The organism is Sphingomonas citri, from assembly GCF_019429485.1.
Lineage (GTDB): Bacteria > Pseudomonadota > Alphaproteobacteria > Sphingomonadales > Sphingomonadaceae > Sphingomonas > Sphingomonas citri.
This window is the reverse complement of record NZ_JAHXZN010000009.1, coordinates 36,528-59,097: the sequence shown is the minus strand read 5'-3', so window position 1 is coordinate 59,097 and position 22,570 is coordinate 36,528. Positions and strand designations below refer to the sequence as shown.

Sequence of the window (22,570 nt, the reverse complement as noted above, 5' to 3'; positions counted from 1 at the left end):
GTATGTACGATGCAAGGGAACCCCCGTTTGCTGGAAAAGGTCCCTTTCGCGATGAATCCAATGATGATGTCCTGGGCCGCCCTTGGCGGTGCCATCGTCTGTGAGGTGATCGGCACAACGCTTCTCGCCCGATCGGAACACATCACGAAGCTGGTTCCAACGCTCGCGTCCGCTGCCTTCTACGCGGCTTCCTTCTACCTGCTGGCGCAGGCGCTACGGCACCTTCCGCTCGGTATTGCCTATGCGATCTGGGGTGGCGTCGGCATCATCCTGACTGCCGTCGTCAGCGTCGTTGTCTTCAAGCAGCGCCTCGACTGGATCGCGGTCGCCGGCATCGGACTGATCGTCGCCGGTGTCATCGTGGTGAACGCCTTCTCGAAGTCGGGCGCGCATTGAAAAGCGAGGTCGGCACCCGCAGGAAAGACCCCGAACGGGTCAGGCAGGCGCTGATCGACGGCGCTGCCGTCCTCGTGGCAGAGCGTGGGCTCGCCAACGTCACGGTCGCGGCAGTCGCCGCCAATGCGGGCGTCACCAAGGGCGCGCTGTTCCATCATTTCGCCGATCGCGACGCCCTGATCGTGGCGATGTTCGACATGTTGCTGGAACAGCTCGATCGGCAATTGGACGGCCTGATGGCTGACGACCCGGTTGAGCATGGGCGGTTTACTCGTGCCTACGTCAACACCGCGCTCGCGCGCGACGATGGCAACCGTCATATCTGGGCCGCACTCACCGGCACGTTGTTCGGCGACAATGCTCTGACGCGGCGATGGTATCAGTGGCTGGGTGAGCGTCTGGCTGCCTGCCTAGCGGATCATGACCCCACGCTGGAGGTGGTCAGGCTCGCTGCGGACGGCGGATGGATCGCCGCCACGACAGGGATCAGCCCGATCGATATCGACGCGCTGCGCGTTCGCCTTATCGAATACACCAGGCTAGCAACCCAGGGCGACGACCGCAGCAGGTAAGGACGGTCGGTTTCCCAAAACACCATCGTTTTTGGGAAAGCAGCTCGGGGTCAACCAGCGACCACGATGCGCGCTTACCGGTCTGAAAACGGTCGGTCGGAAAACGGTCAGTCCGCAAATTTATCATCTCAGACGTTCGAGGTGGGTGCGGCCGGCGCCACGGCTGAATGGCCGAAATTGGCAGGGAAAGCGGACGTTTGGACCCGCTGCGACAGCAGCCGGCTCGGTCATGCGATGGACGAGCTCCAATGCCTCGTTGCAGGCGCTGCTTAAGCCGCTATCCTCGGGTCGGAGGGTAGTCGTATGGCCATGTTCGGCATCGCACTTTTCTTTGGTCTGCTACTCTGCGGATTAGCGATCCGAGCAAATTCGCGCTTCCGTCGTGAGGATCGACTCCCAATGCAATGGTGGCTGACCGGAGACGTGACGTGGTCTGCTCCTCGGGTGCTGGCTCTCTCATTCATTCCTGCGTTGGCAATCGGCGTTCTGGCGATCAATGCTGCGCTGGCGATGAACCTGCAGCCCCGGCCGGGCCAAGAGGGCATGGTGCTGCCGGGGCTCATCGGCACCGGCCTTCTTTTCCTCGTGGTACAGCATCTGCACTTTTGGCTCATCGAAAAGACGCTGCATCGGGGCGACGGCTAACCCACTCTCGGCCATTCAGCTCCGTTCCCGGACAGACGCGCCTTTAGCGTCTGACATTGGCAGGAAAGCGGACATTCGCAGGATCGCATGATCTAGGTCCGCTTGCGTCAGAAGCGGACCCATATCGAACGGATCAGGCGGGAAAATGAATGCCGCACAATTTATTGCCGTCGGGATCACGAAAGTAGGCAAGCTCGATGGTGCCCATGGAGGCGGTTTCGCGCGGTCCGGGCGGAGCTTCGATCGAGGTTCCGCCAGCAGAAACGGCGGTGTCATGAAGCAGCTTCACTTGCTCGGGCGAGTCGCAGGAAAAGGCGACGGTGCTGCCGTTCGCCACGCTTGCAGGTTCGTCGTTGATCGGCTGGCTGACGATGAAGTTGGTGCCGCTTCCGTTGTTGTAAATTAAACGTGTATGGCCGCTGTCGGCGATGTTCCGCGTCCCCTCCCCTGCACCCAAGGTGCCGAGCACCTTATCGTAGAAGCGCTTAGAGCGTTCGATGTCGTTCGATCCGACCATGGTGTGAAAAAGCACGCATTCTCTCCTGACGGCTGATCGCATCCGATCGCCACTGGCTGTCTCACCTAACCCGTCCATAATCCGCGGTCACCCCTGGGCCGTTGGAATGTCCGCTACTGGGCGTAAACGGACACCGGACGGGGTGTTGGTTGGCTATGCCTTTGGCGGACTGAGTGCCGCGCGCCAGCCGGCCGCGAAGATGGCGCTCGTGTCCGAGTTGGCAGAAAAGCGGACATTCGCAACCTCAGGCTCGCGACTCCCAGATGTAGCCGATGTGGTCGACGCCTCGCTCGGTCATCTCACGAGTTATCTTATCCAACGCGGCATTAAAGCAAGCGTGAGCCTTTGCGGGATCTGGTTCTTTCGTGAAGTTGACCAGCGGCTCATCAATCAAAAGCCCTTCACGGTAGGTATATGTGGTCAGGCGGAGCGCGCACCTTTTCACTGCCTCCCCGAACAATGCTCTCGACATCGGAGGGAGACTTTGACCGCACCCGGAAAGCCCGATCATGGTGCATAAGGCAATCAGCTTCACCGCTCGAACCTTCCACTCCATTCGCAAATGATTAGCCGGATCTCATGAAGGCCCGCAACTGGGCGAAAGCTGCCGTCAGGGCGCGACCACAAAGCGACCTCGGACGAACGATCTCAGCACCGGTTTCATCGGGTCAACGCCCCCGTCGGCCTCGTACGTCCGGATCGCCGCACGACCCGCTTCGTCCGTCAGGAAGTCGGGTCTTCCGCGACTCGAAAGTTCTGCCACCTTGCGGACGGCCCGGTCGCCCACCTGCCAGACGCGAACCCGGTAGACCGAGCCGCCACTCCACAAGGAGAAAACAAGTTCGTCCTGATCTCGGGTGAACAATCCCATGGGGACATCATCAATAGGTTCGTGAAAATCGATAGGTAGGTCGCACGCGGCCACGCATCTGATCCGGATCTCGTAGCCCGTTTGGGCACTTTTTTCGACGACCACTGAAAAGGTCGAGCGCTCGCCTTCAACCCGCAACGAGGCCATGGGCTGAGCGGTGCTCGCCATAAGAGCCGGAACAGCGATCATCAGGTAACGCATAGCCCCACAATGATCGGGAATCCGCATGTCTGCTAGTGGGCGCTAACGGACGTACTCGCCAAGGCCGCGTGCCACCAACTCCTCGTTGGAGAGGCGAGCGCCGCGCTTCAGCTTCGGCGTGCACAGCCGGCGTCGGTCGACCTTACCGGGAGCAGGGGCGGGGCGGGCAAAGACGCCGATTGACCCGGAGCTGCGTGCCGGCTCGCTGTTGTTGCGCTTGGCGTGATGCGGCGCCGCTGCCTGGATAGCCTGAGCCATAGCAAGTGCGGCACCCAGGTGCTTGTTGTCGACGATAGCGGCCTGGTTCACCTGGCGCATCTTGTCGAACACGCGGTAGGGTAGCACGCGCTCGCCGTGGCGGATCTCGATGCAGCCGTCCGGGTACTCGCGGACATGCACGCGCTTGCGCGCCAGCGAGCGGGTGAGGGGCGTCGGCTCGAGGATGAACATCGCTTTATTGTAGTGAAGCGCCAACGACGCGGTGACGGTCCGCTCCTCACGCCACACCATCTCCGCCTCGACGTTCTCGTGCGCGGCGAGTGGACGGTGCACGTCGCGCGGGTCGGCCGGGGCGCAGGCGAACCTGGCATTGTGCTGGGCGACATAGGAGGGGAGAAAGGCGTTGGCTTCGTCGATGGACGAGATGCCCGCCAGCCTCATCGCCTTGACCAAGCGATCCTGCAGCGTGCCGTTGGCGCGCTCGACACGTCCCTTGGCTTGTGGCGAGTTGGCGCAGATTATCTCGACGCCGAGCTTGTCGAGCGCGCGGCCGAGATGCGTCATCCCGTCGCTGTCGGCGGTCGCGTTGTTGTTCCGGAAGACGCTGTGCTTGTCCGAATAGAAGGCCACCGGCTTGCCGTGGCGCTCGAGGTAGCTCCGGGTCGCGCGCATGTAGGAGAAGGCGCTCTCGCTCTCCGCCATCTCCAGGTGCATGAGCTCGCTCGTGGCATCGTCGATGTAGACCAGCAACGTGCAACGCGGGCCGCGGCCCTCGAACCAGTCGTGGTCCGACCCGTCGACCTGCACCAGCTCGCCGCGACACTCGCGCCGGTAGCGCGGCTGGTGAAGCCGGGCTCGCTTGGCAACCTTGGCCTTCCACACGCCGGTCGCCATGAGCATCTGCCGCAGCGTCTCGCGCGAGAGCGTAATACCATGCTGCTCCGCCAGGTACTCGCACGCCAGCGTCCGACCGAAGTCGGCGTAGCGCTCGCGCACGATACCAACGACCTGGTCGCGAAAGGCATCGCTGAACCGCCTGTTGCTAGGGCGCCCGCGCTTGCGGGACACGAGGCCGGCCGCGCCATCTCGTCGGAGGCGCCTGAGCAGGCGGTACAGCTGACTGCGCTGCAGGCCCAGCAGCGCCATGGCATCGACCGGCCGGATCTCACCGCGGTCGAGCCGCATCAGCGTATCCAACCGGCTCACTTCGGCAGCACTCATAGTCAGCACCGTCATCGCTCACACATCCTCAATGTACGAGGACGGTTATGGCACCGGAGGCCCGCTGCAGAACCGCTGTGCCATTTCTAACTAGCGGGAGTGTGCCATTTGTACGTTGCGTCTACAGCATCACAACCGGACGGTTTTGACACCATGCTTAAATCTATTGGTCGAAAGCCAGCAGAATGGGGCAGGGGCCTTCATCCGATCGACTGCAATCGTGCGCCAAACGCGCAAGCGCGCTGCGCGCCTTCTCCAGCTCGGCGATCTTGCGGTCCAGTTCCGCGATCCGGACGGCTGCCATCTCCCTCGCTCGCGCGCGATCATCGGTGGCATCGAGTTGCAGCAGCTCGGCGATCTCCTCCAGCGTGAACCCCGCGACTTGGGCAGAGCGGATGAACCGGAGCCGGCGAGCCTCATCCGGACCGTAACGACGGATACCGCCGCCCGACCCGGAGTTGTTTGGTCTATCGGGCGTGTCGAGGAGGCCTCGGCGCTGGTAGTAGCGGATCGTCTCAACCCCGACGTCGCCTTCCCGCGCGAGCCCCGCGATCGTCATGCCGGCCATGTCTTGACTCCGTACTATGGTACGGACGCCATATAGGTCCGGCATAAAGGCCGGAGAAGACGAATGGCGACGTTGGCACCGAAGAAGGCGACGATCTATCGAATGGTGATGCCGACGCACACCTGCCCCTACGGGCTCAAGGCGAAGGACCTGCTGCGCCGCGAGGGCTATGAGGTCGAGGACCACTGGCTGCGCACGCGGGAGGAAACCGACGCCTTCAAGGCGGAGCACGGCGTGAAAACCACCCCGCAAACCTTCATCGGAGGCGAACGGGTAGGGGGCTATGACGATCTGCGCCGCTTCTTTGGCAAGGCGGTTCGCGATCCCAAGGCCGTCACCTATCGGCCGGTGATCGCGGTGTTCGCCATGACGGCGCTGATGGCGCTTGCCGCCAGCTATGCCGCTTTCGGCACGCCGTTCACGGTGCGCGCGGGGGAATGGTTCATCGCCTTTTCGATGTGCGTCTTGGCCCTGCTCAAGCTCCAGAACGTCGAGAGCTTTTCGAGCATGTTCCTGAACTACGATCTGCTGGCGAAGCGCTGGGTGCCCTATTCGTATGTCTATCCCTACGCGGAAGGGGCGGCGGGCGTCCTGATGGCCGCGGGTGCGCTGACCTGGCTGTCGGTGCCGATCGCGCTCGTCATAGGTACGATCGGCGCGGTGTCGGTCATCAAGGCGGTCTATGTCGACAAGCGCGAGCTGAAGTGTGCCTGCGTGGGCGGGGACAGCAACGTGCCGCTGGGCTTCCTGTCGCTCACCGAGAACGTGATGATGGTCGCTATGGCGCTCTGGATGGTAGCTGCACCGGCAGCGCTCTCGATCGCACATTGACATCGATCGTCTGTCGGGGCCGATAGCGAGTATGGAACGCCGACTGCCCCGTCTTGCCGGTATGCTCCGCCTCGCGGCTCTGGCCGTGTTGGCGGTGGTGCTGGTCATGCGCCTGGGGCCGATCTGCGAGGCGGTTGCGAACGCCTCGCCGGTCGCGTCGAAAATGACAGGTTGCGAGGGCAAGCCGAAGCCGGGGAAGGCGCCGCAGCAGGCGGCCTGCTCGACCCCATGCACGGCCGTTCAGACCGGTGCGCTGGCACCGGTCGATGCTGCCCCTCCGGTACGCATGGCTTTCCGCCCTCTGCCTGTCGTTGGCCTCGCAGGAATGCCCATCCCCCCGGCCACGCCTCCTCCGCGAACCGTGTGACGATCCCGATCCCACACATTCAATCGACGGAGTTACTGATGACCAAGTTCAAGCTGATCGGCGCCGCTCTGGCGCTGGCGATCCCCGGTGTCGCGTTCGCGGCCGGTTCGTGCTGTGCCGACATGGCGTGCTGCAAGGACGGTGCGGACTGCTGCAAGGACAAAGACGGCAAGAAGGGCGACTGCTGCGCCGGCATGAAGGACGGCAAGCACGGCGACCATGCCGGCCACGACATGTCGGGCATGAAGCACTGATACAGGGGCGGCGGGAGCGGAAGACCGCTCCCGCCGCTACTTACCCGTGGTGGGCGTAAACGCGACGTCCACCCGGTCCGAACGCGATCACGTCATAGGCCTGGGCTTTCATGCCGGGCATCTCCATCCCCGGCGATCCCATCGGCATCCCCGCGACCGCAAGTCCGGTCACGCCCTTGGGTCTGGTCGCCAGAGCGCGCTTCATATCGACGATCGGCACATGGCCCTCGAAGGTCATGCCGTCGATGATCGCGGTGTGGCATGACGCAAGGTCGCCGGGCACACCACGGGCCTTCATCAGCGCTGGACGATTTGCATCGTCCACGACGCGCACGGCACGGCCGAACTGCGCCTTCACCTGCTGCGCCCATTTCTCGCAGCACGGGCAACCCGGATCGCGATGCATGGTGATGTCGGCCGCTGCCATCGCTGCCGCAGGCACACCCATCAACAACACGGCCATAGCGGCGCGGAAAGAACGGCTCATCCTCAACTCCTCGAAAGCCTGCCCCCCGTCCGGTGAAACGGGGCCGGGCTCGCGTCCATTATTGGGGGCGTTTGCCCATCTTGCGAAGCATCGCGTTCAATGTCGCGATCTCGCGGTTCTGGCTGTCGATGGTCTTCTGCGCCTCGCGCCGGATTTCTACGTTCTGGGTGCTTCGGAGCGCCGTCTGTGACATCGTGACCGCGCCGCGGTGATGCTCGATCATCTGGCGAATCCACGTCTCGCCGGCGTCGGCGCCCTTCGCCGCCATCATGCGCTCGTGCATCTTCATCATGTCCGGGCCGTAGGGATCAGCCGCGGTCGGCTGCATCATGCCCGAATGGTTCATGCCCTGATGCCCGGCTTGCTGGGCAAGCGCCGGTGAGGCGGCAAGCAGGGCGGCGGTCATGGTCGCGATCATCTTCATCTGGATTCTCCACGTGGCCCCCGCCCGTGAAAATGATACGCGCCCCGACGCACCATCCCTCAAGGCGGCTGAGATTAACGGATCGGCTGAAGCGTGTTTACACCGACACTCTCGTCCGTCTCCGGCGGGGGAGGAGCAACCTGCTTGTCCCGATAGGAAGGAAGATCGGGTGCATTGTCAGGCACAGGGTGCGCATCGAGGCGCGCAATGGCCCGCTTCATTTGGGTGATTTCACGCACCTGGGCGTCGATGATCCCGTCCGCCAGCTTCCGCACCTCGGGGTCTTTGATGTGCGCGCGCTCGCTGGTCATGATCGCGATCGAATGATGCGGGATCATGGCCTTCATGTAGGCGACGTCGCCCACGGTTTCCTGACTGCGGACAAGCCATAGAGCGCCGGCAAAGGCGACGATCGCACCGGCGACGATGCCGAGGTTGGCACGCCGGTTGGGGTACATGCCCCACATGAAGCCGAGCATGATGATCGCCATCACCGCGCCCATGACGATCGCCATCCATGTCCTGGTCTGGCTGTATTCGACGTGGCTCAACGCGTAGGTGTTCAGGTACATGAGTCCGAACATGACGACGGTGGAGGTCGCGATCATCGCGGCGAACCGTCCGTAGCTCATTCCCATCCCGCCGCTTTGGCCGGACTGGTGGTCATGGGGGTCCATCGCACACACTCCTGTAGAACCTCGCCCAAAGAGTATTACGCGGCTCCCTGCCGCACCCCTTGAGCTTTTCGCCGACGACGCGGCCAGCGCATGAACAAGAGGATCGCGCCCGCCACCCCGAACACGAGACCGCCGGCGGCGAACGCCTTCAGCCATGGCGTGTTGAAACGCTCGTGCTGGGTCCAGTCCATGATGTGGAGGCCCCAGAAGAAGTCGTACAGCCGCCACGTTCCGGTGCGCACGGACGTCAGCCGGCCCGTCTCGGCTGCGACATAGATGCGGGTGGCATCGTCATCGGCGAATGACGCCCGCCATGCCGGCAGCGCACCACGATACTCGGTGCTGGCCCGCTCGATCCGCTCCATTGTCGGGGCAACGGCTTTGCCGCGATACGCCCTCTTGGCGATGATGCCGGCGGTAGCCGCGTCGATCGGCGGGAGCACGGCCGCGGTGCGGGCGTCCAGCAACCGAACACCGCCGGCCGCAAGCTGAGCCTCCACCACAGGTCGACCGAGCAGCACGCGGTGCTGGAGCTGGCGAACTGGCGCGCCGGCAGCCGACAACAGCGCGGGGACGGGTGCGAATGCCTGGGCGGCCGAGAGCACGGGCTCGGCATCGCGATCGATGCGGTGGTCGCCATGTACCGTGTCGATCGGCAGCAGGCTCATAATGAGCCCGCTGGTGAACCACACGATCACCTGCGCCCCGATCAGGAGAGCAAGCCAACGGTGGACCTTGCTCGCACCGATATGGAGGCGCAGCCGCGGCCTCAGAACCAGGTCCTCACGCCCGCGACGAAGCTGAAGCCGCCCGTGTTGTCACCGCGTGCGCGGGTGAAGCGTGCCGTGTCCCCGAACTGCCGTTCCCATGACACGCCGATATAAGGGGCGAACTCGCGACGGCCCTCGTAGCGGAGACGAAGCCCGGCCTCGAGGTCGGTGAGTCCCGAGCCGGTGCCGGTTTCCGGCACATCCTGGGCGGAGAAGTTGGCTTCCACCCGGGGCTGGAGCACAAACCAATTGGTGATGCGCTGATCGTAATAGCCCTCTGCGCGACCCAGCACGCCGCCCTTGTCGGACAGGAACAGCGCTCCCTCCACCTCGAACCAGCCCGGGGCCAAGCCCTCGATCCCCACCGTCGCATAGGTGCGCGAGGGATTGGGCTTTAAGTCGTGGCGGACGCCCGCCTGAAGATTCCAATAGGGATCAAGCGCGCGGCTGTAGAGCGCCTGCACCTCGGCCTGTTCGAGCGGCTTGCCGAACGTACCCTCGCCCTCGGTCTTCAGGGTGAAGCGATTGATGTCGCCCCCGATCCATGCCTCGCCGTCCCAGCGATAGCCGTCGCCTCCCTTGCGCGCCTGATATTCGGCGAGGTTGAAGAGGATCTGATAGACGGTCATCCCGCCATGCTCGCGGCGCAGATCGTTCTCGCGCGAGTTGGCCATGGCGTCCGCCCCCCAGAAGCGATCGGCGAGGTGATCCCCGGCAGGCGCGGGAGCGGGCTTGTTGCCGGGGGGTAGGTCGGTTCCGACCTTCGCGGCGGGCTGATCGCCTGGCATCGCCATGCCCGGCATCGCGCTCATGTCATGACCGGCGTGTGCGTCCTGGGCTGCACCCGTCGATGCTCCCATACCAGGCATGGCCGACATATCGTGCCCGGTGTGCGGGTCCTGAGCGGGCGTGGCCTGCTGACCGCCCATATCCATTCCCTGCATCCCGCTCATGTCGTGTCCGGCATGAGGGTCGGCATCCGGCGTCCTTGCCGGCTGCGTTCGACGTGCAGCGGTGCTCCGGACCGGCGCCTTGCGCTTAATCGCCGGCTTCTTCGCTGTCGGCTTCGCTTTCGCAGCCGGCTTCTTGGCGGGCATCGTCATCCCGGGCATCTTCATGCCCGGCATCATGGAGTGATCCATGCTTTGCGCGAATGCGGGAGCGGCGAGGCAAAGCGGTGCCAAACCGGCGAGGAGGAGCGCCCGGATCATGCTGCGGCCTCCCCGGCCTTGCGGACCTGGACAACGCGCATCATGCCGGCGTGCATGTGGTAGAGCATGTGGCAGTGGAAGGCCCAGTCGCCTTCCTCCCCGGTCACATCCCAACTGACGGTGCCGCCTGGCTGGACCATCACAGTATGCTTCCGGGGCGCATGGTCGCCCTTTCCAGTCACCAGCTCAAAGAAATGGCCGTGAATGTGGATCGGGTGGCCCATCATCGTGTCGTTGATGAGCGTCACCCGCACCCGCTCGCCGTGAAGGAGGGTGATCGGATCGGGGTTCTCCGACAATTTCTCGCCGTCGAAGCCCCACATGTAGCGCTCCATGTTGCCGGTGAGGTGGAGCTTGATCTCGCGCTCTGGCGCGCGCGTGTCCGGATTACGGTCGAGCGCCATCAGGTCGCGATAGGTGAGAACGCGATGCCCGACGTTCTCCAGTCCCTGCCCGGGATCGCCGGTGCGATCGACCGGCATCGGCGAGATGGTCTGCACGCCTGGCCCCTTCTTCACCTCGGGGGCATTGCTGAAGTCGCGCATGGAATGGCTCATGCCGCCCATGTCCATCCCGGCCATCTGATCGCCGTTCGTCGCCGGCATCGCGCCGGAGCCGTGGTCCATTCCCGCCATGGCGCCGCCCTGGGCCTGGCCGTGGTCCATGCCTGCCATGCCGCTCGCTGCTGCACCGGCCCCGTGATTCATCTGGGAATGATCCATGCCCGGCATCGTGTCGGTGCTAGTGCCATGCCCCATTGCAGCATGGTCCATGCCGGCCATCGATCCCGCAGCGCCGCTAATAGCGCCGTGGTTCATCGCACCATGGTCCATCGTGCCATGGTCCATGCCGCCCATGCCCATGTCCTTCATGGTCGCAAGCGGACGCTTGCGGAGCGGGGGGACCTCGGCCGCCATACCCTCGCGCGGCGCGAGCGTCGCGCGCGCCATGCCGGAGCGATCGACGCTCTCTCCGACCAGCGTATAGGCGCGCAGGTCGGGAGGGGTGACGATCGCGTCATAGGTCTCGGCAGGACCGAACTGGAACTCGTCGATCTCGACCGGACGGACGTTCAGGCCATCGGCCGCGACGATCGTCATCGGCAGGCCCGGGATGCGGACGTTGAAGGTGGTCATCGACGATGCGTTGATGAAGCGCAGCCGCACCCGCTCACCAGGTTTGAAGAGTGCGGTCCAGTTGTCTTTCGGACCGTAACCGTTGACGAGGTAGGTGTAGACCGAGCCCGTAACGTCCGCGACGTCGGCGGGGTCCATCCGCATCTTGCCCCATTCCAACCGCTCTTTCAGCGACTGGTCCTTGCCGTTGAGGAGGCCGGCGAGGGTCTGGCGCTGTCGATTGAAATAGCCCGACTCCTTCTTGAGCCGGTCGAACAGGTAATGCGGGTGGTGGAAGCTGTGATCGGACAACACGACGACGTGCTCGCGATCGAACTGCACCGGGTCGGGGTTCTTGGGATCGATCAGGATCGGGCCGTAATGCCCTTCCTGCTCCTGAAGCCCGGAATGGCTGTGATACCAGTAGGTCCCGCTCTGGATGATCGGGAACTCGTAGGTGAAGGTCGAGCGCGCCGGGATGCCCGGGAAGGCGATCCCGGGCACGCCGTCCATCTGGAACGGTACGAGCAGGCCGTGCCAGTGAATTGAGGTTTCCTCGTCCAGCTCGTTGACGACATGGAGGCGCACGTTCTGGCCCTCGCGCAGCCGGATGAGCGGCGCGGGCACCGTGCCGTTGATGCCGATCGCGTGGCTCTGCCGCCCGTCGATCATCATCATCTGGTGCGCGACCTTGAGCGTGATGTCGGCACCTGAAACGGTCGGCAACGGCTTGGCAATACCGGCGGACACGGGCTGCGCCCATGCCGGCATATAGGCCGACAGCGCGAGCCCGCCTCCTGCCAGACCGGCGCCGCGCAGCATCTGGCGGCGGTCGAGAACGCGCGACATGGAAACTCCTCGTAGGGTGGGGCCGATATCGGCCCGTCTCATCCCTTCTACGCGTGCCCGCTGGGCATCCCTCAGTCCGCGTTCAACTTTTCCATGAGGCGCGCGCGTGCGCGATACAGCCGCGTTTCCACAGCCTTCTGGCTGATCCCCAACACCTCGGCCGTCTCCGCCTGGCTCAACCCCTCGATTGTTCGGAGCACCAGCGGCTCCTTCAGGTTCGCCGGCAGGGTGGAGATGGCCCGCGTAACGCGGTCCAGCTCCTGGCGGTCGGCCGTACTGTCATCGATCGGCACCTGATCGTCCACGATCGCATCGGCCTGGCTGTCGATCGGAAGCGCAAAGGAGAGGAAGCGCCGCACCGTGCGCTTCCTCGCCCAATCACGGCATTTGTTGATCGCGATCGTCGACAGCCACGCCTTCATCGCGCGCTGCGCGTCGTACCGCGGCAGCGCTTGATGCGCCGCGACGAAGGTCTCCTGCACGAGGTCCAATGCTTCGTCGGGCTCGCCGACGCAGGCCCGTGCGAGCCGGAACACCGGCTGACGATAGCGGCGGACGATTTCGGCAAAAGCAGCCTGTCGACCGGCGATGCTGAGCGTCGCCAGCTCTCCGTCAGACAGCGCGGTCCAATCGAGGCTCACCCCTGACCGTCGGTGAGCGCCTTCACCACCGCGTCGTCAAACTGGGAGGTCTGGTCGGGGCGTAGAAGCTGCCGCATCGCGAAAATGTGGGCGAGCGTCGCCTTTTGCATTTCGCCCATCGCAGCATGGCTCTGATCGACCGCGGCTGTGACCCGCGGCCCATTGCCGTGCTCGGCTTCGATCGCCTCGGCCAAGCGGGCGTTGGCGGCCCGCAGCTCCAGCTCCAGCGCGCGCCGCTGGACCGCGAACCGATCTTCCAGCGCCTTCAATCGGGTTTGTTGGTCGGCATCGAGCGCGAGCTTGTGGTGCAACACCTCGTGGAGCGCCGTGCCGGGCTGCTCGGGCTGGGGCAACAGCGCACGCCCGACGAACACCCCCCCGATCGCCGCGAGGAAGGCGAGAAGGACGCAAAAGACGAAGCGACGCGTCGAGGTCATGGCTCGCCGATCAGCAGGCTTGAGGGCGCGAGCGGCGAAGCGCCGCCAAGCGGGGTGAGCGATACCGCCGAGCTGGCGGATGCGGGCAACTCGGCGCCGATCATACCCATCGCCATTGCCGCAACCGTTACCACGCCAAGGCCGAGCCCGGCCTGATGCACGACCGGCCGCGTGCCGATACGGGCGAGGACCCGCGCCTCGATACCGTCCAGCGCTGCCGGGGCGGGTGCGTCCGCCAGCCTCGCCAATGCTCTGTCCAGATCGTCCATGTTTTCCACTCCACCCCTCTAACATCCGTTACGCATGGCTGCCCATCATCCCTCATGTCGCCGATGAGGGGTCGGCGATCGGGCCGCGTAAATAGGGCACGAACCCCACGGAGTAGCCCTATGCGTCGCGTCTTCCTCCCTGCTGCCCTGGCCCTTCTCGGCATTGCCGGCGTTGCCCAGGCTCATCCCAAGCTCCTGTCCGCCTCGCCCGCGCCGAACGCGACCGTCACCAAGCCTGCGCGCGTGACGCTGCAATTCAGCGAGAAGCTGATGCCGAAGTTCTCGGGCGCCGACCTCGTTATGACCGGGCATGGCGGCACCGAACACGCGCCGATGAAGGTCGCCGCAGTGGCGACGGTCGGCGGGGACGGCCGTACCCTCATCGTCACGCCCAGGGCGCCGCTCGCCGCGGGTCGCTATAGCGTCGCATGGCATGTCGTCTCGGCCGACACGCATCGCGTCACTGGCAATATCGCCTTTGCGGTGAAGTAGGTGGAAGCCGACTGGCCGCTGATCGCGATCCGTTTCGCCCTCTATCTGGCGCTGGGCGGACTGTTCGGCCTTTCGGCTTTCAGCCTCTATGGGCTTCGGAGAGACGAGCGTGGCAACGCGTTCGCCCTGCGGGCCTGGCTGATCGGGTTGGGAATAACCGGCCTCATCCTGTCGTGTGTCGCCATGGCCCTGCTTGCTGCCGCGATGGCTGGAACGCCTGCCTGGCCGATCGACCATGATGCGATCTCGATGATCCTGTCTGGCACCTCGATCGGGACGACCTGGAAAGCGCGCATGGTTGCGCTGGCCTATGCTTCCCTCGTCGCCTGGTGGGGACCGAAACGTCCCCTCGCGCTCGTCTCCGCGACTGTTGCGGCAGGCATTGCCCTGACGACGCTGGCCTGGACCGGACACGGTGCGATGGACGATGCCGTGACCGGTTGGGTGCATCTGGTGGCAGACGCGACCCATCTGCTGGCGGCAGGCGCGTGGATCGGAGCACTTCTGGCGCTTGGCCTGATGATAGCGTGCCCCGCACACCGCGTTGACGCTGCCCATCTCAGGCTGACGCATCGGGCTCTCGATGGCTTCTCATTGGCCGGGACGATCTTCGTCGCGACGATCATCGTCTCGGGGCTGGTCAATGCGTGGCTGCTGGTCGGCATCGGCAACCTGTCGAGCCTCGTCACGACGCTCTATGGACGCCTCCTTCTCGCAAAACTCGCGCTGTTCGGCGTGATGCTGGGGCTGGCGTCGCTAAACCGCTTTTGCCTCACGCCCGCATTCGGCCAGTCAATTGCGACATCCGATCATCAAGGCGCGATCAGACAGCTCCGTCGCAGCCTTGCCGTCGAAACAGGGTGCGCCGTTGTGATCCTCGCACTCGTCGCCTGGCTTGGAACACTCGCACCCCCCGCCTCGGGGATGTGACCGGCGCTTGTGCCGCATGAGAGGTGTCACAACCGAACGTGGCTGTTGAAAAAGTCTCTCGTACGCTGACCCCCTCGCCACTGGAGTGGTGTTTTGAAGCTAGCCGACAGGGGCGAGGCAGTGATAGTCTCATCACTGGTCCAATCCGCTGATATACGCTTCAATTAGCGAGGGTTATGATTGGCTCTGGCCGGAGCAATCTTGGGCTGGAGGGCCGAACCAGTGAATTCCGTCGAGCGCCGACTAAACGCCATCGTGTCGAACTCGACGATGGCGATCTTTCTGATGGATGATCGCCAGCACTGCATTTTCATGAATGCAGCGGCCGAGGCGTTGACGGGCTACCGGTTCGACGAAGCGCAAAACCGTCCCCTCCATGATGTGGTCCATCATCAGCGGCCGGATGGAAGCCACTATCCATTGGAAGAGTGTCCGATAGATCGGGCTTTCCCCGAGCATGATCGCATGCAGGGCGAGGAGGTGTTCGTTCACAAGGACGGGCATTTCTACCCCGTCGCCTTCACCGCCTCCCCGATCATTGGCGATGACGGCCGTCCCATCGGAACGATCATCGAAGTCCGGGACCTCACCGAAGAAAAGGCGCGTGAGTCCGCCTTGCGAGAAAGCGAAAGCCGGTTCCGCAACATGGCGGATCACGCGCCAGTGATGATGTGGGTGACGGACCCGTCCGGCTCCTGCACCTACCTGAACCGTCAATGGTATGATTTCACGGGTCAGACGCCCGCCGAGGCCGAAGGCTTTGGCTGGCTCGAGGCGACGCATCCGGATGACCGCGCGCGAGCACATGACGCCTTTGTGGCGGCGAACAGGGAACGTCGACCCTTCCGTGTGGAATATCGGCTGCAGCATGTCTCCGGCGGCTACCGCTGGGCGATCGATGCCGCGAGTCCCCGCTTCGGGGATGACGGCCAGTATCTTGGCTATATCGGTTCGGTCATCGACATCCATGAACGCCGCGAGGCGGAAGAGCGGCTGGCGCTCAGCGAAGAGCAATTGCGATTGGCGCTGGAGGTAGCGGAGATCGGTCAGTGGGACGTCGATCAGTCCACCGGTCGCATGTTCTGGCCACCAAGCATCAAGGCCATGTTCGGCATTTCGCCCGACGTGCCGGTAACGTTGGACGATTACCGCGACGGCCTGCATCCCGACGATCGCGAAAAGACCCTCAGCGCCTACGCCTCTGCCAGCGATCCCGATCTTCGCACCTTGTACGACGTCGAATATCGCACGATCGGCAAGGAGGACGGCGTTATTCGCTGGGTCGCGGCCAAGGGTCGCGGCCTCTTCGATGCGCAGGGTCACTGCTACCGGGTGATCGGCACCGCGATCGACATCACCGTCCGCAAGGCGGTGGAGATCCGCTTGCAGCAGTTGAACGAACAACTGGAGCATGAGGTCGCGCAGCAGACCGCGGAACGCAACCGGGTCTGGGAAATGAGCCCCGACCTGTTGGCGATCATGGGCTTTGACGGGTTCCTGAAGGCGATCAATCCCGCTTGGGAAACGACACTCGGGCGCGATGCCGCAACGTTGTTGGCTATGTCATTCCGCGAACAGGTCCATCCAGACGATCACCAGGCCGTGCAAGCCGTGATGGAAAGCCTGCAACGCGGCGAAAAGATTGAACGGTTCGAGGACCGGCTTGCGCATGCCGATGGCAGCTGGCGGTGGATTTCCTGGACCCTCGTGCCCGAGGGCGACGTGTTCTACGCCGTTGGGCGAGACGTCACGACGGAACGCGAGGCGGCCCAGGAACTGATGCAGGCGCAGGAAGCCTTGCGGCAGAGCCAGAAAATGGAAGCGATGGGCCAGCTGACCGGTGGGGTCGCGCACGACTTCAACAATCTGCTGACGCCGATCGTCGGATCGCTCGATCTGCTCCAGCGCAAGGGCGTGGGCGGCGAACGCGAACAACGTCTCATCGAAGGGGCGATCCAGTCGGCCGATCGTGCCAAGGTCCTGGTGCAGCGCCTACTCGCCTTTGCACGCCGGCAGCCACTGCAACCGGCTGCGGTAAATATCGCCGGACTGGTAGAGGGCATGGCCGATCTGCTCGCCAGCACAACCGGGCCTCAGGTCCACGTCGTCGTGGAGGTGGCCGATGATCTGCCGCCTGCCAGAGCAGACGCCAATCAGCTTGAAATGGCGTTGCTGAACCTCGGCGTGAATGCGCGCGACGCCATGCCGCAAGGGGGAACGCTTCGGATCAGTGCCACGCGCGAGAGCGTACGCGTGCCCCGCGGCGCTCTCAAGCGTGGTCACTACATCCGCCTTTCGGTAGCCGATACCGGGATGGGCATGGACGAGGCGACCATCGCCCGCGCCGTTGAACCGTTCTTCTCAACCAAAGGCATCGGCAAGGGGACGGGCTTGGGCCTTTCGATGGCGCATGGGCTCGCCGCGCAGCTTGGGGGCGCCTTAACCCTCAGCAGCCGGGAAGGTGTCGGCACTAACGTCGAGTTGTGGCTGCCGATCAGCGCCACGATCCCCGAAGGCGACATTGCGCCGTCCAATTCGACGCCGACGAGCGTCGATCGAGGCTTGGTGCTGCTGGTCGATGACGAAGAAGTCGTTCGCGCGAGCACGGCAGATATGCTCGAGGAACTCGGATACGAGGTGCTGGAGGCAGAATCTGGAGAGGCAGGGCTGGCGTTGGTTGCGCAGGGCACCGTCCCCGATCTGCTCGTCACCGACCATCTCATGTCCGGCATGAGCGGGGTGGAGCTCGCCCAGACGTTGCGAACCGCCTTGCCGGATCTGCCGGTCCTTATCGTATCCGGCTATGCGGATGTGGAAGACTTATCACCCGGACTAGCGCGCCTCACGAAGCCGTTCAGGAGCGCGGAACTCGCGGCATGCCTTGCTCGGATTACGATCTCGAACCGCGAAGCGTAACGCCGCCATGTGATTCCTACGGGGCCCGCAACAGAGATATCGTAACACGTGATGCGGCGGAAGCCGGATCATTCGTATAAATCGACAACAGCTGCGACGTAGCGACAAGCGAGCCAGAGAAGTCGGAGACCGCCGGCGCGGTGAGTAACGGCTAAGTGCCGGAGAAGCAATTAGTTAAGGTAATCCGTGCTAGCAAGGTCGCCAGAAGCCACGACCGCGATATCGAAGGTTTAAAGGTGCATCAGAATATTGATAATCTAGGTCAGCATGATGCCCACAACCGCTACGCGCAAATGCTTTCGAACTCAGCCACTGCCGCGATCTGTGCGGGATCCGACAACCTGATCATCTCCTGGAACGCCGCCGCCGAAGAGCTGTTCGGATACGAGGCTGAGCAGGCTGTCGGCAAGCCGCTTTCAATCATCATTCCCGAGAGGCACCGCGCAGCGCATAATGCGGGTCTCGCGCGGGCGGTCAAAGCGGGAAGGGCCCGACTTGCGCGACAGGCTGTCGAGATCCTTGCTCTGCACGCGGACGGGCATGAGGTTCCGATCGATCTATCCCTGTCGATGTGGTTCGAGGCGGGAAAGCCGATGTTTGGCGCTCTCATCCGTGACGTGACGGACCGGAGCCGAGCGCGACGACGCCTGGAGCATCTCGCCCATTGCGACATGCTAACGTCACTTCCCAATCGCAACGCGCTGCAGGCGAGGCTGACCGACGCGATCGGCACGTCACCGTGCGCGCTGATGATGCTGGATTTGGACGGATTCAAGCACGTCAACGATAGCTTAGGTCACGCTATCGGTGACGAACTCCTCGCTGCCGTCGCTACCCGGCTTTGCAATGCTTTAGGGGATGGTGGTTTCGTCGCACGGCTGGGCGGTGACGAGTTCGCGATCCTTATCACCGATTGCGCAGACCCCATTTTGCTCGATCGAATTGCCGCACGAATCTTCGCGAGCTTTCAAACATCATTCGAACTTGCAGGACAATCGGTCTTTGTCGAGACAAGCATCGGTATCGCCATGACGCCGAACGATGCCGTTAGCGCCGGACAGCTGCTATCGAGTGCGGATCTCGCGCTTTACAATGCGAAAGGCGAAGGCGGCGGGACGAGAACGTTCTTCGCACGAGCAATGCAAACTCGCTCCGAACAGCGGGTGCGCCTCGGCGTCGAACTGCGAGCGGCTCTGGCCCGGCATGAATTCGAGCTTTGGTACCAGCCACAAGTGTCGCTCGCTGACGGGCATCTGGTCGGTGTCGAGGCTCTGCTGCGTTGGCGCCACCCCGTTCACGGGTTGCTGCAGCCTCATGCATTCATCGACGTTCTCGAGAAAAATACGGTTGCAGAAAGCGTCGGTGACTGGATCATCGATTCGGCATGCTCAACTGCAGCCGAGTGGAAACGTCGCGGGCTCGGCAATGTCAGGATGGGGGTAAACCTCTTCCCGGCGCAGCTTCGCTCAGATCGCCTGTTCGAGACGGTCACCTCGGCGCTCACCCGTCACGATCTGCAAGCGCATCAGCTCGAGCTGGAAATTACCGAGACCACGGTACTGCGCCACAGCACGCAGTCGACCAAAGCCCTGCGCAAGCTGAAGGCAAGAGGAGTAGGAGTGGCATTCGACGATTTCGGTACAGGGTTCGCGTCGCTGAGCCTCCTTCAGAAATACCCGCTGACCCGCTTAAAGATCGATCGGAGCTTCGTGGCGCAAATCGACCGCAAAGCGGGTGATGCTGCGATCGTCGGTGCCGTGGTCGCTATGGCGCGAAGTCTTGGGCTGACCGTCATCGCCGAAGGTGTCGAGTCCGGCGGTCAGGAAGATGTCCTGATCTCGCTCGGCTGCGACGAGGCCCAAGGCTATCGCTACGGACGACCCATGACGGCTGAGGCGCTCGCCGGGCGATATTTGCGCCCGGTCGAGCAGGCGGCTGATCGAGGCGCCCATTGTGATCAGGACTCATTGATAACAACCAGAAGATGACCGTAGCAGCGAGGACGACGGTGGAGAAGAAGGCGATAAGGCAGCGGTTTTAGAGGGGGTATGGTAATCATGGTTAAGCCAGTCAAACGACCCTGATCGGCTGTGGCAGGTGCAAGATCGGGCGTTCCCAATTGGACGAGCGTCGGGCCGTTCAGAGGGAGATCCGCACGATCGATGGCAAGACCGGGGCCGTCTCCCAAAATCTGTTCCCGATTGCCGTTTCCCAAAACTGGCCATTGTACACGGAAAAACGGGGCGGCCCTTCGGTCGCGTCCGCAAGAAAAACGACCGGTTTTCTGGCGACCGAGGATTTTGCCTCCTCAGCGCATTCCGGCAATCGGAAAACCCGTTGCGGAAACCACCGGCACATTGCAGGGGGTCGGATGTCTTTTCTGGCGGGGTAACAATGCTCATCGGATATGTGAGGGTGTCCAAGGCTGACGGCTCGCAGACGCTGGCACCTCAGCGCGATGCGTTGCTCGCTGCCGGCGTCGATCCCTCGCGGATATATGAAGACCTCGCGTCAGGTCGGCACGACGCCCGCCCCGGCCTGACCGCTTGCCTCAAGGCATTGCAACCCGGTGACACACTTGTCCTTTGGAAGCTCGATCGTCTTGGGCGCGACCTCCGCCATCTAGTCATCACGGCCGAGGCGCTGCGCGAACGCGGCATCGGGCTGAAGGTGCTGGCGGGCGCCGGCGCGCAGATCGACACCACGACCGCCAACGGCCGCCTCGCCTTTGGCATCTTCGCAGCGTTCGCCGAGTTCGAGCGCGAGCTCATCGCCGAGCGGACACAGGCAGGACTTGCCGCGGCACGCGCGCGGGGACGTATGGGCGGGCGGCCGCGCAAGATGGACAAGGCTACCCTTGCGATGGCGATGGCTGCGATGTCCGATCGCAACGCAGTCGCTGCCGACGTCGCTCGCCGCCTCGGCATGACGACCACGACGCTCTATATGTACGTGAATGGTGACGGCACGCCCAAGGCGCCGGGCCAAGCACTGATCGACGGTGTGCCGTACCGCAAAGAACGAGTGCGCGCCGCGTGACCGTGCGCGAAGCCCGTCAGCGATCAGGCATATTGTCGCGGTGGCGATACGATCACGTCATGCTCGATCGACCGGGCCGATATGGCCGCCGGGGTCAACGCTGCGGGAACGCACCTGCCTCGCCTAGGCTTGCCGGTCAGGCGCTGTGGTCGTGCCAGGATCATCAGGTTCATCACCGCCGCGCCGATCAGGAACTCTTCCTCCGCTCCCCGAATGCCGCGCAGGTGAAGCCGCCGCATGCCATGCTTGCCTTTGGCGTCGGCGTAGAACCGCTCTACCCCGCGCCGCAACCGCATGGATCGCTTGAAGAGCCCGGTTTCCAGCTCGGCTCTGGCGAGATCCCGGGCGTCCTCATTGTCGAGACGAACCAGCGTGCGACGTCGCGCCTTGGTGCATGTCTTCCGAAGCACGCAGCCTTCGCAGTCCCGTGCATCGGCAGCATAGCGGTGTACGCCAGTAGGCAGATGGAAGGTTTAGTGCCGGATCGTCTTGCCGATCGGACAAGTGAAGCTGTCGGTGTCACGGTCATAGCTGAATGCCGTTCGCGGCAGCTTGCCCTTCGTCTGCTGCGTGCGGTCGATTACCGGGATGTGCGGGATCGCGCCCTGATCTCGCACGAAGCCAAGGAAGCCGGCGCTGCCGTAGGCCTTGTCGGCAGCGACCCGTTTGGGGCGGTAGTCAAAGCGATCGGCGGCTCGCTCGAGCATGACCCGGCCGGCATCGACCTCCTCGGCAAAGCGAGCCGGCGTCGCCTCGACGTCGAGCGCCACGCCGCTCGGCGTGTCGACCAGCGCATTCAGCGCATAGCCGAACCGCGCGCGCCCCGGGCGCGCCGACCAGGCTGCGGCGGGATCGGTTCGCGAGACGCCTTCGAAATCCTTCGACCCGCCGGGCTTCGTGCTGACACTGCCCTGATCGCTCAGCCACTCCCGGACGGGACGACCGGCGTTCGCTACATAGGGCAAATAGCCGGGCACGGTCTTGCGCTGCCAGCACGCATCGGCCTCAATGAACGAGGCGTCGATCGCGGCGTCCTTGCCTCCGATCAGACCCTCCCCGATGCAGCGGCGCACCGTGGCCTCGAACAGCTGCCGGAAGACGCCGGCATCGCGAAAGCGACCATGCCGGTTCTTGCTGAAGGTCGAGTGGTGCGGGACTTTATCTCCCGGCGTGAGACGGCAGAACCAGCGATAGGCAAGATTGTAGCGCAGTTCCTCACACAGGCGCCGCTCGGATGTGATCGCGTAAATGCGGCCGATCAGGGTCATGCGGATGAGCAGTTCGGGGTCGATCGATGGCCGCCCTCGAGTGCTGTAATGACCGGCCAACGCTTCCCTAGATTCGGACGTGTCGAGACACCGGTCGATGCGGCGCAAGAGGTGGTCGGCGGGCAACAAGGCTTCTATGGTGCGGCTGGACGCCCCTCCCCGCCCACTGCGACACGCTGGTCCCATCATAGCGGCGCTCCTCACGGTAGGGGTGAAACGAAGGAGCAACCCGGCATGTCCGGCATTTTTCAACAGGCCCGAACGGTTGTGACACTCACCAGCGCCGGTCGACGTGGCTAACCGGCAGCATCGTATTCCCATTTAATGCTGTTGCTGCGATTTCAGGAAGCCCTTAGCTTTCCCGAAATTCGATCCTAATCGGA

The 22,570-nt window shown here is 63.7% G+C and carries 25 protein-coding genes and 2 pseudogenes; 10 read left to right on the top strand and 17 right to left on the bottom strand.

The genetic code is table 11. From position 1 onward, the window contains the following. Positions 1 to 27 precede the first annotated feature (27 nt). The 3 genes from KZ820_RS18195 to KZ820_RS18185 all read left to right on the top strand — a co-directional run bounded on the left by KZ820_RS18195 (position 28) and on the right by KZ820_RS18185 (position 1,613). On the top strand, positions 28 to 396 hold the full coding sequence (locus KZ820_RS18195) for a DMT family transporter (protein ID WP_258048325.1): 369 nt from the start codon (positions 28 to 30) through the stop codon (positions 394 to 396). Beyond that, positions 393 to 968 carry a TetR/AcrR family transcriptional regulator gene (locus KZ820_RS18190; RefSeq protein ID WP_219750275.1) on the top strand — a complete coding sequence of 192 codons (576 nt, stop codon included), beginning with the start codon at positions 393 to 395 and terminating at the stop codon, positions 966 to 968. The genes KZ820_RS18195 and KZ820_RS18190 overlap by 4 nt, the downstream gene beginning before the upstream one ends. A 303-nt stretch (positions 969 to 1,271) precedes the next feature. Further along, positions 1,272 to 1,613 carry a hypothetical protein gene (locus tag KZ820_RS18185; RefSeq protein WP_219750274.1) on the top strand — a complete coding sequence of 114 codons (342 nt, stop codon included), beginning with the start codon at positions 1,272 to 1,274 and terminating at the stop codon, positions 1,611 to 1,613. Positions 1,614 to 1,746: 133 nt separating this feature from the next. Here KZ820_RS18185 and KZ820_RS18180 read toward each other — a convergent pair whose 3' ends face one another. The 5 genes from KZ820_RS18180 to KZ820_RS18160 form a co-directional block, all read right to left on the bottom strand. Then, a complete protein-coding gene (locus tag KZ820_RS18180; protein ID WP_308462276.1) occupies positions 1,747 to 2,145 on the bottom strand; it encodes a VOC family protein in 399 nt (132 codons plus the stop codon). A 229-nt stretch (positions 2,146 to 2,374) separates the two neighbouring features. Beyond that, positions 2,375 to 2,665, bottom strand: a complete 291-nt coding sequence (locus KZ820_RS18175) for a hypothetical protein (protein ID WP_219750273.1) — start codon at positions 2,663 to 2,665, stop codon at positions 2,375 to 2,377. A gap of 75 nt (positions 2,666 to 2,740) precedes the next feature. After that, positions 2,741 to 3,202 (bottom strand): hypothetical protein, encoded by a 462-nt coding sequence (locus KZ820_RS18170; RefSeq protein ID WP_219750272.1) that lies wholly within the window; start codon positions 3,200 to 3,202, stop codon positions 2,741 to 2,743. Between the two features lie 42 nt (positions 3,203 to 3,244). Then, positions 3,245 to 4,657 carry an ISNCY family transposase gene (locus KZ820_RS18165; RefSeq protein WP_219750271.1) on the bottom strand — a complete coding sequence of 471 codons (1,413 nt, stop codon included), beginning with the start codon at positions 4,655 to 4,657 and terminating at the stop codon, positions 3,245 to 3,247. A gap of 148 nt (positions 4,658 to 4,805) precedes the next feature. After that, positions 4,806 to 5,210 (bottom strand): MerR family transcriptional regulator, encoded by a 405-nt coding sequence (locus KZ820_RS18160; RefSeq protein ID WP_219750270.1) that lies wholly within the window; start codon positions 5,208 to 5,210, stop codon positions 4,806 to 4,808. A gap of 63 nt (positions 5,211 to 5,273) precedes the next feature. On the opposite strand from KZ820_RS18160, the gene KZ820_RS18155 reads away from it, so the two are divergent. Beyond that, the gene (locus KZ820_RS18155) at positions 5,274 to 6,041 is read left to right on the top strand and encodes a glutaredoxin family protein (protein ID WP_219750269.1); all 768 of its coding nucleotides are present in this window, start codon (positions 5,274 to 5,276) and stop codon (positions 6,039 to 6,041) included. 405 nt (positions 6,042 to 6,446) lie between these two features. Then, positions 6,447 to 6,662: a hypothetical protein gene (locus KZ820_RS18150; protein WP_219750268.1), complete on the top strand. Its 216-nt coding sequence runs from the start codon at positions 6,447 to 6,449 to the stop codon at positions 6,660 to 6,662. Positions 6,663 to 6,702: 40 nt separating this feature from the next. Here KZ820_RS18150 and KZ820_RS18145 read toward each other — a convergent pair whose 3' ends face one another. The 9 genes from KZ820_RS18145 to KZ820_RS18105 form a co-directional block, all read right to left on the bottom strand. After that, the gene (locus tag KZ820_RS18145) at positions 6,703 to 7,110 is read right to left on the bottom strand and encodes a DUF411 domain-containing protein (RefSeq protein ID WP_219750363.1); all 408 of its coding nucleotides are present in this window, start codon (positions 7,108 to 7,110) and stop codon (positions 6,703 to 6,705) included. Positions 7,111 to 7,207: 97 nt separating this feature from the next. Next, positions 7,208 to 7,573 carry a DUF305 domain-containing protein gene (locus KZ820_RS18140; protein WP_219750267.1) on the bottom strand — a complete coding sequence of 122 codons (366 nt, stop codon included), beginning with the start codon at positions 7,571 to 7,573 and terminating at the stop codon, positions 7,208 to 7,210. A 74-nt stretch (positions 7,574 to 7,647) separates the two neighbouring features. After that, complete coding sequence (locus KZ820_RS18135; RefSeq protein ID WP_219750266.1) at positions 7,648 to 8,250, bottom strand: DUF305 domain-containing protein; 603 nt, start codon at positions 8,248 to 8,250, stop codon at positions 7,648 to 7,650. Positions 8,251 to 8,285: 35 nt separating this feature from the next. Further along, on the bottom strand, positions 8,286 to 8,948 hold the full coding sequence (locus tag KZ820_RS18130; RefSeq protein WP_308462275.1) for a hypothetical protein: 663 nt from the start codon (positions 8,946 to 8,948) through the stop codon (positions 8,286 to 8,288). 71 nt (positions 8,949 to 9,019) lie between these two features. Then, positions 9,020 to 10,231 (bottom strand): copper resistance protein B, encoded by a 1,212-nt coding sequence (locus tag KZ820_RS18125; protein WP_219750265.1) that lies wholly within the window; start codon positions 10,229 to 10,231, stop codon positions 9,020 to 9,022. Beyond that, positions 10,228 to 12,195, bottom strand: coding sequence for a copper resistance system multicopper oxidase (locus KZ820_RS18120; RefSeq protein WP_219750264.1), 1,968 nt, complete (start codon positions 12,193 to 12,195; stop codon positions 10,228 to 10,230). Before KZ820_RS18120 ends, KZ820_RS18125 begins: the two co-directional genes overlap by 4 nt. A gap of 71 nt (positions 12,196 to 12,266) precedes the next feature. After that, positions 12,267 to 12,836 carry an RNA polymerase sigma factor gene (locus KZ820_RS18115; protein WP_219750263.1) on the bottom strand — a complete coding sequence of 190 codons (570 nt, stop codon included), beginning with the start codon at positions 12,834 to 12,836 and terminating at the stop codon, positions 12,267 to 12,269. Beyond that, positions 12,833 to 13,273 (bottom strand): periplasmic heavy metal sensor, encoded by a 441-nt coding sequence (locus KZ820_RS18110; RefSeq protein ID WP_219750262.1) that lies wholly within the window; start codon positions 13,271 to 13,273, stop codon positions 12,833 to 12,835. The genes KZ820_RS18115 and KZ820_RS18110 overlap by 4 nt, the downstream gene beginning before the upstream one ends. Beyond that, on the bottom strand, positions 13,270 to 13,542 hold the full coding sequence (locus tag KZ820_RS18105) for a hypothetical protein (protein ID WP_219750261.1): 273 nt from the start codon (positions 13,540 to 13,542) through the stop codon (positions 13,270 to 13,272). The genes KZ820_RS18110 and KZ820_RS18105 overlap by 4 nt, the downstream gene beginning before the upstream one ends. A gap of 120 nt (positions 13,543 to 13,662) precedes the next feature. On the opposite strand from KZ820_RS18105, the gene copC reads away from it, so the two are divergent. The 5 genes from copC (at position 13,663) to KZ820_RS18080 (ending at position 20,919) form a co-directional block, all read left to right on the top strand. After that, positions 13,663 to 14,034 carry a copper homeostasis periplasmic binding protein CopC gene (gene copC, locus KZ820_RS18100; RefSeq protein ID WP_219750260.1) on the top strand — a complete coding sequence of 124 codons (372 nt, stop codon included), beginning with the start codon at positions 13,663 to 13,665 and terminating at the stop codon, positions 14,032 to 14,034. After that, positions 14,035 to 14,964, top strand: a complete 930-nt coding sequence (copD, locus tag KZ820_RS18095) for a copper homeostasis membrane protein CopD (protein WP_219750259.1) — start codon at positions 14,035 to 14,037, stop codon at positions 14,962 to 14,964. It begins immediately after the preceding gene. 222 nt (positions 14,965 to 15,186) lie between these two features. Then, complete coding sequence (locus KZ820_RS18090; protein ID WP_308462274.1) at positions 15,187 to 17,880, top strand: hybrid sensor histidine kinase/response regulator; 2,694 nt, start codon at positions 15,187 to 15,189, stop codon at positions 17,878 to 17,880. Between the two features lie 155 nt (positions 17,881 to 18,035). Further along, complete coding sequence (locus KZ820_RS22260; protein ID WP_219750257.1) at positions 18,036 to 19,868, top strand: putative bifunctional diguanylate cyclase/phosphodiesterase; 1,833 nt, start codon at positions 18,036 to 18,038, stop codon at positions 19,866 to 19,868. 406 nt (positions 19,869 to 20,274) lie between these two features. Beyond that, positions 20,275 to 20,919, top strand: coding sequence for a recombinase family protein (locus tag KZ820_RS18080; protein WP_219750256.1), 645 nt, complete (start codon positions 20,275 to 20,277; stop codon positions 20,917 to 20,919). A gap of 23 nt (positions 20,920 to 20,942) precedes the next feature. Here the strand turns inward: KZ820_RS18080 and KZ820_RS22030 are convergent, their stop codons facing one another. The 3 genes and pseudogenes from KZ820_RS22030 to KZ820_RS22370 form a co-directional block, all read right to left on the bottom strand. Continuing rightward, positions 20,943 to 21,383 (bottom strand): transposase, encoded by a 441-nt coding sequence (locus KZ820_RS22030; RefSeq protein ID WP_258048337.1) that lies wholly within the window; start codon positions 21,381 to 21,383, stop codon positions 20,943 to 20,945. Positions 21,384 to 21,392: 9 nt separating this feature from the next. Beyond that, a pseudogene (locus tag KZ820_RS22375) lies at positions 21,393 to 21,761 on the bottom strand (transposase); the annotation flags it as partial. 141 nt (positions 21,762 to 21,902) lie between these two features. Further along, positions 21,903 to 22,376 (bottom strand): annotated as a pseudogene (locus KZ820_RS22370) (transposase); the annotation flags it as partial. Positions 22,377 to 22,570: the final 194 nt, after the last annotated feature.